The following is an 11,907-nucleotide window of genomic DNA, read 5'->3' on the forward strand; positions in this document are numbered from 1 at the left end:
AAGGAAATTATTATGAAGAAAATAAATATAATACTATTTGCTCTGGGACTAATTGTTCTAAGCAGTAGCTGCTCAGATGACTTTGGTGATATGAACACTAAATCTGATGCTGTTACCAATATCGAGCCAAGGTATTTCCTGAACGCAATGCAGCAGGAGGTATTTGCAAATTACCAACGTAATGTGAATTTGTATCCTGACTTATATTCTCAATATTGGGCGAATACCGTTTCCGGATTTGAATCTGGTCGTTACGAATATGTTGATGGTTGGATTGGGAACCAGTGGCAAGAATTTTATACAAGAAATTTGCAACGAAGTCTGGCCATGGACAATATGGTTGGTGACGATTCAAATTATACAAATGCCATAGCAATTAAGAACATTTGGATGGTTTATTGCTGGTCCAGAATGACGGATACTTATGGTGATATCCCTTATTTTGGTGCAGGTACAGGAGAAGCTGTTCCTTATACTTCCCAGCAGGAAATTTATACTGATTTGTTTGCAAAATTAGATGCAGCTGTAAATGCAATTACAGATGGAGAAGAGCAGTATGAATATAATGAAGGCTACGATTTAATTTATGAAGGAGAACTTTCTAAATGGAGAAAATTTGGGAACTCTTTAAGACTGCGTCTGGCAATGCGTATTTCCAATGCTGATCCAGCAAAAGCAGAAGCAGAGGCCAAAGCAGCTGTTAATGGACCTGACGGATTAATGGCAAGCAACAACGATGTGGCAAAAGTACCAATGTGGAGCCAGGGATGGTATGATTACCTTCATCAAATGGCATGGAACTGGGGCAATGTCAGAATGTCTCAAACAATGTCAGATTATTTATATACTCAGTCAAAAGCTGGCGAGGATCCAAGAACGCCAATATGGTTTACTTACAATGTTGAAGGAAATGCAACAAGTAAGGAAGACTTTGGAGCGGATCGTTACTATGGATTAAGAAACGGAAAGAATCTAATCAATCCGGATGAAGTGGACAATGCTGCTACCATCAATCTTGAAGGCGGATACATCGACTTCGTAGGAGATGGCAGTATGGATGCAATGTACTGTCCTGTAATGTTCTACTCAGAGGTACTTTTCCTGCAAGCCGAAGCAGCCATGAGAGGATGGATTCCGGGAGATGCTAATTCATTATACATGGCAGGTGTTCAGGCATCTATGGATTATGTGGGTGTTGATGCTGATGCTGCAAGTACATATATTGATGGCTTACCTACACTATCAGGTGCAAACGAAGCATCTTTAAAGCAGTTGATGGTTCAGAAATGGGTGGCAAATTTCCCGAATGGTGTTGAAGCATGGGCTGATTTCCGTAGAACAGATTATCCTGATATTTTACTTCCTGAAGGTGGTGTAAGTAGTAGTGCTTCTGTTGCTGCTGATACCTGGGTGAAAAGAATTCGTTACTCAAGCAATGCGCACCAAATGGACCAGGCCAGTATGCCTGAATCATTGAATTCTGTTGAAAAAGACAGAATGGATATTCGTGTTTGGTGGGATACTGCTGATACAAAAACTAAAACAAGTGGTGTAATGAGTAGTAATTTTTAAATCTAAGTCTGTTTAAAAATATGAAAGCAATAAAATTAAATATAAAATCGTGGTCTTTCCTAGCTGCCTTTTTGATGGTATTTACCTTCGCAGCTTGTGATGATGACGATAATAAAGGAGGCAACTTCAATACTGCTTCTATAGAGACATTAATTACCGAAGCTGAAACTCTAATCGAGACTACAGAGGAAGGAATTAATGCAGGTGATCAAAAACCAGGTTCAAAGGCTGAGTTACAATCTGTAATTGACTGGGTGCGCTGGAAGATGGAAAATGCAGACAGTCAGGATGATATTTCTGATGCAGCTGTGAAATTACAGCGCTATATCGATATATTTAAAGCAAATATTGTTGCTGTTGCAATGCCATGGATTCAGCAAGAAAATGAAACATGGATACAAATTTCGGATAATATCAAACCGATATTTAAGGAAAGTTTTACCATTGAAACTCAAATTTATGTTGTTGACTTGAACCAAAAAGGTTATTCAAATAATATTTTCGCAACTGAGCAAGATGGCCCTGATAGTGGTTTTGTAATCAGATACTTTAATGACGGAGTTATTCATCTTAACGTAGGTACAGCTGATGGTTGGAGAGATGTTAAGACTGATCCTGGTGTAATGAAATCAGGTGAATGGATGCAAATTGCATTTGTTAACGAAATTACAAGTCAAAAACTATATGTAAATGGGGTTGAAGTGTTGTCACAAACACAAACTTATTTGCCAGGTGCTGACAAGAGCTTTGTTATTGGTAATGGACCAACCTGGACAGACCGTGTTGTAAATGCTGTAGTTAAAGATGTTAGAGTTTGGAAAGGTGCTCGTACTGATTCAGAAATTGCTGATAATAAAACAGCTACTTTAACTGGAACCGAAGCTAATCTTGAAATGTTTTTACCATTAAGCGCTGATTTAGGTTCTGAATTTAAAGATGTTACTGGTAATTATACTGCAAAATTTCAGGGAAAAATAGAATGGGTTGCGGAACCACCAGTGATTGTTTTAGACAAAACAAAACTTGAAGCTGCCATTGTTGAAATTACAGAATTTAAAGCTGAAGTGGTAGAAGGTGATCAGGATGATGATTATCCTGTTGGAACTATTGCTTACATTGATGAGTTAATTGCAGATGCTAATGAAGCACTTGCTAAAGAAGGTCGTCAAACTGCATTGGATGAAAAGGCTGAAGGTTTACAAAGTGCAATTAAGCTGATAAATTCTATGTTGGTAGCTGATACTGATGGTATTCTAGTTGATAGAGACGTACCTTCTGCTATTGGATTAAGAATTACACCAAATTATACCCCACAAGGTGATTATACTGTTGAGTTTAATGTTAAAGTAAAATCATTGTTTGGTTATGGAACAGGCGAATTCTTCAACAATGGAGAATATGGAGTTTGGGTATATGGATATGACGAATTGACTGAAGAGAATGTCCTTAAATCAGGTGGTTTGTGGAACTTCACAAATGCTGGAAACGGATGGCAAGGTCCTAAGACAGATCCTTTGGTTATGAAAACAGGAGAGTGGCAACATGTTGCTCTTGTTCATGATGATGCTGCTCGTACTACCAAAATCTTTGTTGATGGTATAGAAAAAGCTGTATTTGAAGATATAGGTGCTCCTAATGTATCTGGATGGGGTGAAATGTGGCTAGGTAATGGCTGGGGTAAAATGGATGGCTACATCAAAGACTTCCGTTTATGGGATGTTGCTCGCGATGCAGCTGATCTTGATTCAGAAATTACTGGTACTGAAACAGGTTTGAATGTTTACTTACCACTTAATAGAGTTAAAGGTGTGAAGTTTACTGATGAAACTGGAAATTACAAAGCACATATGAGAGGAATCTCATGGAATGTTGTTGAATAATAATTACTTACAATTTATTTGGGAGCTGCCTTCCGGTAGCTCCCATTATCAATATAGCCTAGGGGTAAAAATCAGAATGATAGGTTTGCTTCTACCTAATATAAAAAGAAGGATTGTTTTGTAGCCTTTTATCAAAAGGTGTATTAAATTAGACAAATATTAGAGCGATAAGCTTATTATATATCAACCTTATTACAGAACCTTATAGTAAAACCAAATGCAAAAATTTAAATCAATCAAAACACTAGGATTGTCATTGTTGTTGGGTGCATTTGCATCCTGCCAGCTAACTGATGGTAAGACAAATGATGATAGTTTAACTCAATATGTCGACCCATATATTGGATCAGGTGGACATGGTCATGTGTTTGTTGGAGCCAGTGTACCTTTTGGGGCAATTCAGGCTGGACCTAGCAATTTTCATAAAGGATGGGATTGGTGTTCATCTTATCACTATTCAGATAGTATTATTAAGGGATTTTCACATCTGCATTTGAGCGGAACAGGTTGTACCGACTTGGGTGAGTTTTTAATTATGCCTGCTGTTGGTGAATTGAAAATAAATCCAGGTTCTCAAGAAAATCCAGAAGAAGGTTATGCTTCTTATTACAGTCATGATACTGAAAAAGCCGAAGCTGGTTATTATAAAGTGTTTTTGGATACCTATAATGTAGGTGTTGAAATGACAACTACCGAAAGGGTTGCCATGCATCAAATTACCTATCCAAAATCAGAACAATCCAGATTGATTATTGATTTAAAAGAAGGTAATGGAGATCAGGCAACAGAAACTTTCTTTCATAAGGTAAATGATACAATTGTGGCAGGCTATCGCTTTTCAAAAGGTTGGGCTGCAGATCAACGTGAGTATTTTGCAATGGTTTTGTCAAAGCCAATAAAAGATATCGTGGTTTATGATGCAGATGAAAAATTAAAGGGAGATGCAGGAAAAGGGAAAGCTATCAAAGCCTTTCTTAATTTTTCCACAGAGTCTTTTGAGAAACTTCAGGTGAAGTTTGGAATGTCTCCAGTTAGTATGGAAAATGCTTTGCTAAATATCAAAACAGAAATGCCAAATTGGAATTTCAATGAGATTCTTGCCGCGAACAAAGCCAAATGGAACAAAGAACTTGAAAAAATTCATATTGAGACTCAAAGTGAGAAGGATAAAAGAGTATTCTATACTGCTATGTATCATACACTAATTGCTCCTAACATTTTCGATGATGTGAATGGTGATTACAGAGGAACCGATAAAAAGGTTTACAACAATACCAACAGTACCAATTACACTTTATTCTCATTATGGGATACTTATAGAACTGCTCATCCATTGTATACAATTACACAACAGGAAAGGGTACCCGATATGATCAATTCTATGCTTGAAATTTACAAGCATCAGGGTAAGCTCCCAATTTGGCATTTGAGAGGAAACGAAACCAATACAATGGTTGGATATAGTGCGGTGCCTGTGGTTGTGGATGCCTGCCTTAAAGGTTTTACTGGTTTTGATATCAATTTGGCATATGAAGCTGTAAAAACTACAGCAATGGGTGATTTTGAGCCAGGAGTTAAAGAATTACAGAAGTATGGATACATTCCTTGCGATATGATGCACGAATCTGTTGCAAGAGCCATGGAATATGCGATTAGCGATTGGGGAATTGCTCAGTTGGCGAAAAAATTAGGTAAGCATGAAGATGCTAAGTATTTTACAGAACGAGCTAAAGCTTACCAAAAATATTTCGATCCAAATGACAAATTCATGAAAGGTAGAATGAAAGATGGTAGCTGGAGAACTCCATTCGATCCTGTATCAGCTCAGCACAGAGTAAATGATTACTGTGAAGGAAATGCATGGCAATACCTTTGGTTAGTTCCTCAAGATCCGGAAGGACTAATTCAATTGTTTGGTGGGGATAAACCATTTCTAACAAAACTAGACAGCTTATTCTCTATTTCTTCAGACTTGGAAGAAGGAGCTTCTGCTGATATTACTGGATTAATTGGACAATATGCTCACGGGAATGAACCAAGCCATCACATAACCTATTTGTATGCATTTGCAGGAGAACAGTATAAAACTGCTGATAAAGTAGATTATATCCTTAACGAATTGTATACTGATAAGCCTGATGGATTATGTGGTAATGAAGACTGTGGTCAAATGTCAGCTTGGTACGTAATGTCGTCGATGGGTTTTTATCCAGTAAATCCTTCTAATGGTGCTTATGTATTCGGTAGACCTTTATTTGATAAAGTAAGCATTAATCTAAGTGCAGACAAATCATTTACCATTCTTGTCAATAACAATAGTAAGGAGAATATGTATATCCAGTCGGTGAAATTAAATGGCCAGGATTATACCAAGTCATTCATTACTCATAAAGACATCATGAATGGTGGTGAGTTGGTGTTTGAAATGGGGCCAAAACCAAATAAAGAATTTGGTTCTAAAATGAAAGATAGACCGAAATCAGTTGTATACTAAGGAATCAAGAAAATTATTGAATTGATTTTAATTGAAGAAAACAGTTGTATCACTTGTTGATTTAACTACTAAAAGATAAAAATGAAGAGAGCAAATATTCTATTAATTCTGATAGCATTTTTGGCATCGTGTGTGGGTGAAAAAGAGGCGATAAAATCCAATGAAATTTCTAGTGTAGACTTGGTGAATCCCTTAATGGGAACAGATTCTGAGCATGCACTTTCCAATGGAAATACTTATCCTGCCATTGCAGTACCTTGGGGAATGAATTTTTGGACGCCGCAGACCGGTAAAATGGGAGATGGTTGGACTTATGCTTACGATGCAAAGAAAATTAGAGGTATTAAACAGACACATCAACCTAGTCCATGGATTAATGATTATGCAGCTTTTTCATTCATGGCTGTTACAGGAGAGTTAAAGTTTAAGGAAGATGAGCGTGCTTCTTGGTTTTCGCATAAAGCTGAGGATGCTAAACCATATGCTTACGAAGTTTATTTGGCGGACTATGATGTAAAAGCTGAAGTAAGCCCAACGGAACGCGCTGCTATCTTTCGATTTACATTTCCAGAAAATGATAACTCATACATTTTGCTAGATGCATACAATGAAGGTTCGGAGGTGAAAATTATTCCTGAAGAAAGAAAGATTGTAGGATATTGTCGTAACAATAGTGGCGGTGTGCCAGATAATTTTCATAACTATTTTGTCGCTGAATTCGATAAGGATTTTGAAATTGTTCATACCTGGAATGGAGACAAATTAAAATCAGGATCGAAAGCTGCTTCTGGCGATCATGTTGGTGCGGTTATTGGTTTTAAAACTAAAAAGGGTGAAGAGGTCCACGTAAAAGTGGCATCTTCGTTCATTAGTAAAGAACAAGCTCAATTAAATTTATCAAGAGAAATTGGGAATAAAAACTTTAATCAGGTTAAAGAAGAAGCAAAACATGCTTGGGAAAAGGAATTTGCCAGAATTAAAGTAGAAGGAGGAACAGATGATCAACTGAAAACATTCTATTCCTGTCTGTATAGAGTGTTATTGTTCCCAAGAAAATTTTATGAATACAACGAAAAAAATGAAATAGTTCATTACAGTCCTTATAATGGTGAAATACTGCCTGGCTATATGTTTACAGATAATGGCTTTTGGGATACATTCCGGGCAGTATTTCCATTTTTTACAGTAATGTATCCAGACCTGAACGCTCAAATTATGGAAGGATTGGTTAATACTTACAAAGAGAGTGGATGGTTACCAGAATGGGCAAGTCCTGGACACCGAGGTTGTATGATTGGTTCCAATTCCGCATCCCTTATTTCGGATGCTTATTTAAAAGGGATTCGTGGATATGATATTGAGACTTTGTATGAGGCAATTGTCAAGAATACAAATGGATATAACAAAGAGATTACCTCTGTGGGTAGATATGGTGCAGAATACTACAATAAATTGGGGTATGTGCCTTACAATGTTGGTATTCATGAAAATACTGCAAGAACATTAGAATATGCTTATGCTGATTTTTGTGTTTGGAAACTGGCACAGGAACTAGGTCGTCCGCAGGAAGAAATCGATCTTTTTGCCAAAAGAGCTCAGAATTTTAAGAATGTATTTGACAAGGAATCTGGACTGATGCGAGGTAAAAATGAAGATGGAACCTTCCAGACACCATTTAATCCTTTAAAATGGGGAGATGCATTTACCGAAGGAAACAGCTTACATTATACATGGTCAGTTTTTCAGGATATTAATGGTTTGGTTGATTTGATGGGTGGAAAAGAACCATTTATTTCTACTCTGGACGGAGTATTTGAAATGCCTCCAAAATTTGATGATTCATATTATGGATTTACCATCCACGAAATTCGCGAAATGCAAATTGTAAATATGGGAAATTATGCTCATGGGAATCAACCAATTCAGCATATGATCTACCTGTACAATTTTGTGGGGCAACCATGGAAATCCCAGGCAAGAGTTCGAGAAGTGATGGACAAATTGTATACTCCTCAAGCTGACGGTTATTGCGGCGATGAAGATAATGGGCAAACTTCTGCATGGTACGTGTTTAGTTCCATGGGATTCTATCCGGTATGTCCGGGAACTGACGAATATGTTTTTGGATCGCCACTATTTGATAAAGTGACCTTGACATTGGAGAATGGAAATACCTTTACTATTTCGAGTTCAAACAATTCAAAAGAAAATGTATTTATTAATGATATTAGTTTAAATGGAAAACAGCACAATTTGAACTATATCAAGCACTCAGACATTCAAAAAGGAGGAGAGCTTAGATTTGATATGTCTGCTCAACCTAATAAAGAGCGAGGAGTACTTCAAGAAAGTTATCCATACTCAATGAGTACTAAATAAGAATGTAGTATTAGAATAGTATTCTGATATAGTTAGTTTAAAAAGCTCATTGATTATTCTTTGAGCTTTTTTTTGAACATTTTGAACTTTTATAGCCAACATAACTCAACCCAAATGAAAAGAAGAACCTTTTTAAGAAACTCACTACTATTTACAGGAGGTTTAAGCCTGGTAGGTACCAAAGGATTTGCCATTAGTAAGGATTTAAAATACATATCGAATAGGCCTGAAGCGAACAAAAGAAATTTTGTGAGTAAGGCTGTAGATAACAAGATAAGGGAAGTGAAAAAAGCCATTGCCAATGAGGAATTGGCCTGGATGTTTGAGAATTGCTTTCCAAATACTTTGGATACTACCGTAACTTATTCTGAAGAGAATGGCAAACCAGATTCTTTCGTAATTACTGGGGATATTCATGCAATGTGGTTAAGAGATTCTACAGCTCAAGTGTGGCCATATTTGCCTTTAGTAAATGATGATGATCAACTCCAGAAATTATTCCAGGGACTGATTAATCGACAAAGCAATTGTATCAATATCGATCCGTATGCCAATGCGTTTAACAAAGGGGCAGAAGGTTCACATTGGGAGAGTGATTTAACGGATATGAAGCCCGAGCTGCATGAACGAAAGTGGGAAATCGATTCACTCTGCTATGCTATCAGACTGGCCTATCATTATTGGAAGAAAACGGGTGATACATCATGCTTCGATTCAGATTGGGTGAATGCCATGAAGTTGGTGGTGAGAACTTTTAAAGAGCAGCAGAGAAAAGAAAATCAAGGACCATACAGATTTGCAAGAAGTACGAGCAAACCAACCGATACATTACCAGGCAATGGTTATGGAAATCCTATCAAACCGGTTGGATTGATTGTTTCTTCGTTCCGACCATCGGACGACGCTACCATTCTGCCATTTTTAATTCCTTCAAACTATTTTGCAGTGGTATCATTAAAACAGTTGAATGAGATTTTGAACCACCTGAATATAGAAAAAGAGCTAGCAGATTCGGCATTGGAGATGGCGAAGGAAGTGGAATTGGCACTTGAAAACTATGCAAGTTCGAATCATTTAAATAAAGGGGAAACATTAGCATTTGAAGTGGACGGATTCGGAAACCAGATGTATATGGATGATGCAAATATCCCTAGTTTGCTATCTCTTCCATATTTGGGTGCATTGGATGCCAAATCATCCCTTTACCAGAATACAAGAAAGTTTATTTTAAGTGACAATAATCCTTGGTTTTTCAAAGGAGAATATGGCGAAGGAATTGGAGGCCCTCATGTTGGAGTAAATATGATTTGGCCAATGAGTATCATTATGCGAGCTATGACTTCCGATAAGGACATGGAGATAATAAATTGCGTGAAAACTTTATTGAGAACGCATGCGGATACAGGATTTATGCATGAAACTTTTCACAAAGATGATCCTATGAATTTTACACGATCGTGGTTTGCATGGGCCAATACTTTGTTTGGTGAGTTGATATTGAAAATCTACAATGAGAGACCACATTTATTAAAGCAGGTGTAGTATGATTTCCTATTTCAACAAAATTAGTCTGCTATTTGGCTGTGTACTTTTTGTATTCAGTTCGATGGCTCAAAAACAAGAAGGAGATGAATGGAATATTGTAACCAAGGATTACTCTAGTTATGCTGGGATCTCTGTAGCTAATGGGCGTATTGGAATTGTGCCATCGGAGCAGCCGGGTAAAACAAAATCCATCATTCTAAATCATGTTTTCGATAAGGAATCAGAAAATGGTGTGAGCAAAGTATTATTGGGAATTAATTTTGCCAATTTGGAAATTGTGATTCATGGAGACACGCTAAGCACCAAAAACTGTAGCAGATGGAAGCAGGTTTTGAATATGAAAGAGGCCGCTTTTATTACTTCTTGCAGGTATAGAGAAGACGTGGACTTTACTTTTACATATTATGCCTTACGAGGCATGCCTTACAGTGGAATGATAGATGTGAAAGTTACCCCTTTAAAGGACAATATAAAGATGCAGGTAGCAGGACAGATTATTTGTCCTGCAGAGTATAAAAATGTTGATTCCGCCTACAGGGTTATGAAAGATTTGGACGCCAGGATGCCTGTATTACAAACTATTGCAGATAGTCCTTTCGGAAAACACCAATTAGCTACAACTGCTTCCTTTATTTTTCAAGATAAAACACCAGATTTAAGGCACCAAGTTTGTGATTCGCTCCATCACGAATTGGTTTTTGACAAGAACTTGAATAGAGGTGAGAATTACCAGTTTGCATGGACGGGTGCAGTTTGTACTTCCCAGGATTTTTCAGATCCAAAGAGTGAATCGGAGCGATTGGTGATTTATCAGCTATTGGGTAATAAACAAGTAGTGATTGATCGTCACAAGAAGCTTTGGAATGATTTATGGCAAGGCGATATTGTAATAGAAGGAGATTTGGAATCTCAACAGGATGTTCGTTTGGCACTGTATCATTTGTATTCTTTTGCCAGGGATGATTCTAATTTAAGCATTGCACCTATGGGGTTATCTTCTCAAGGATATAATGGACATGTCTTTTGGGATACTGAACTTTGGATGTATCCACCCATTCTTGTTTTCAATCAAGCCATAGCAAAATCATTGTTGAACTATCGATTTGATCGATTGGAACCAGCAAAAATAAAGGCTCAAAATTATGGTTTTGATGGTGCAATGTTTCCATGGGAATCCGATGATACAGGTGAGGAAGCTACTCCAACCTGGGCTTTAACAGGAACTTTCGAACATCATATTACTGCAGATATTGGGATTGCTTTTTGGAATTACTATCGCATAACTGGAGATAAACAATGGCTGGCTTCCAAAGGATATCCTTTGTTGAAAGAGGTGGCGGATTTCTGGGTGAGCCGAGCAGTGAAAAATAATGATGGATCCTATTCAATCAATAATGTGGTTGGTGCGAATGAATTCTATCATCATGCCAATGATAACGCTTTTACCAATGGCTCTGTAAAAACTGTTTTGACTTTTGCAGAAAAAGCTGCAGGCCGTTTGGGAATAATACCAAATTCCATGTGGAGTGAAGTGGCTGATGGGTTGATGTTTTATTATACCAAAGATGGGGTGACAAAGGAGAACCGAGAATACAAAGGCGAAATCATTAAACAGGCTGATGTTAATCTATTGGCTTATCCGTTGGAAATTGTAACAGATCTTAAAGCCATTCGAAAAGATTTGGAATATTATGAGCACAAAATGGCCCCTGAAGGACCGGCAATGTCTCATTCAATACTATCTGTACTTTATTCACGAATGGGAGAAGCAGAAAAGGCTTATGAATTGTTCAAGAGAGCTTATGTACCCAATAAAAGAAAACCATTTGGGGCTTTATCAGAATCGGCATATAGCAACAATCCCTACTTTGCAACAGGAGCTGGGGGAATGCTACAGGCCGTGATCTTTGGATTTGGAGGATTACACCTAACAGACAAAGGAATAGAGCAAAAAAATCCATGCTTGCCGAAGCAATGGAAAAGATTAACAATTAAAGGCGTCGGTCCTGATTTTAAAATATTTGAGGTTAAATAGAA

Annotated in this window: 6 protein-coding genes; all 6 read left to right on the forward strand. The window is 37.4% G+C overall.

Annotated features, from left to right (window positions below):
* Nucleotides 1-12: 12 nt before the first annotated feature.
* The 6 genes from ACKPCA_RS03580 to ACKPCA_RS03605 all read left to right on the forward strand — a co-directional run bounded on the left by ACKPCA_RS03580 (nucleotide 13) and on the right by ACKPCA_RS03605 (nucleotide 11,905).
* Nucleotides 13-1,572, forward strand: coding sequence for a SusD/RagB family nutrient-binding outer membrane lipoprotein (locus ACKPCA_RS03580; protein WP_321281445.1), 1,560 nt, complete (start codon nucleotides 13-15; stop codon nucleotides 1,570-1,572).
* A 20-nt stretch (nucleotides 1,573-1,592) separates the two neighbouring features.
* A complete protein-coding gene (locus ACKPCA_RS03585; protein ID WP_321281446.1) occupies nucleotides 1,593-3,452 on the forward strand; it encodes a LamG domain-containing protein in 1,860 nt (619 codons plus the stop codon).
* A 217-nt stretch (nucleotides 3,453-3,669) separates the two neighbouring features.
* Nucleotides 3,670-5,946 carry a GH92 family glycosyl hydrolase gene (locus ACKPCA_RS03590; protein WP_321281447.1) on the forward strand — a complete coding sequence of 759 codons (2,277 nt, stop codon included), beginning with the start codon at nucleotides 3,670-3,672 and terminating at the stop codon, nucleotides 5,944-5,946.
* Nucleotides 5,947-6,027: 81 nt separating this feature from the next.
* Entirely contained in the window at nucleotides 6,028-8,325 is a 2,298-nt protein-coding gene (locus tag ACKPCA_RS03595) for a GH92 family glycosyl hydrolase (RefSeq protein ID WP_321281449.1), read from the forward strand.
* 114 nt (nucleotides 8,326-8,439) lie between these two features.
* Complete coding sequence (locus ACKPCA_RS03600; protein WP_321281451.1) at nucleotides 8,440-9,867, forward strand: glycoside hydrolase family 125 protein; 1,428 nt, start codon at nucleotides 8,440-8,442, stop codon at nucleotides 9,865-9,867.
* Nucleotide 9,868: 1 nt separating this feature from the next.
* Nucleotides 9,869-11,905 (forward strand): glycosyl hydrolase family 95 catalytic domain-containing protein, encoded by a 2,037-nt coding sequence (locus ACKPCA_RS03605; RefSeq protein WP_321281453.1) that lies wholly within the window; start codon nucleotides 9,869-9,871, stop codon nucleotides 11,903-11,905.
* The last annotated feature ends 2 nt before the right edge of the window (nucleotides 11,906-11,907 follow it).

Source organism: Marinifilum fragile (assembly GCF_963677365.1).
GTDB lineage: Bacteria > Bacteroidota > Bacteroidia > Bacteroidales > Marinifilaceae > Marinifilum > Marinifilum fragile.

Coding starts and splice junctions, on each gene's coding strand:
- ACKPCA_RS03585 (WP_321281446.1), top strand. CDS start 1,593: ATGAAAGCAATAAAATTAAATATAAAATCGTGGTCTTTCCTAGCTGCC.
- ACKPCA_RS03600 (WP_321281451.1), top strand. CDS start 8,440: ATGAAAAGAAGAACCTTTTTAAGAAACTCACTACTATTTACAGGAGGT.
- ACKPCA_RS03605 (WP_321281453.1), top strand. CDS start 9,869: ATGATTTCCTATTTCAACAAAATTAGTCTGCTATTTGGCTGTGTACTT.
- ACKPCA_RS03580 (WP_321281445.1), top strand. CDS start 13: ATGAAGAAAATAAATATAATACTATTTGCTCTGGGACTAATTGTTCTA.
- ACKPCA_RS03595 (WP_321281449.1), top strand. CDS start 6,028: ATGAAGAGAGCAAATATTCTATTAATTCTGATAGCATTTTTGGCATCG.
- ACKPCA_RS03590 (WP_321281447.1), top strand. CDS start 3,670: ATGCAAAAATTTAAATCAATCAAAACACTAGGATTGTCATTGTTGTTG.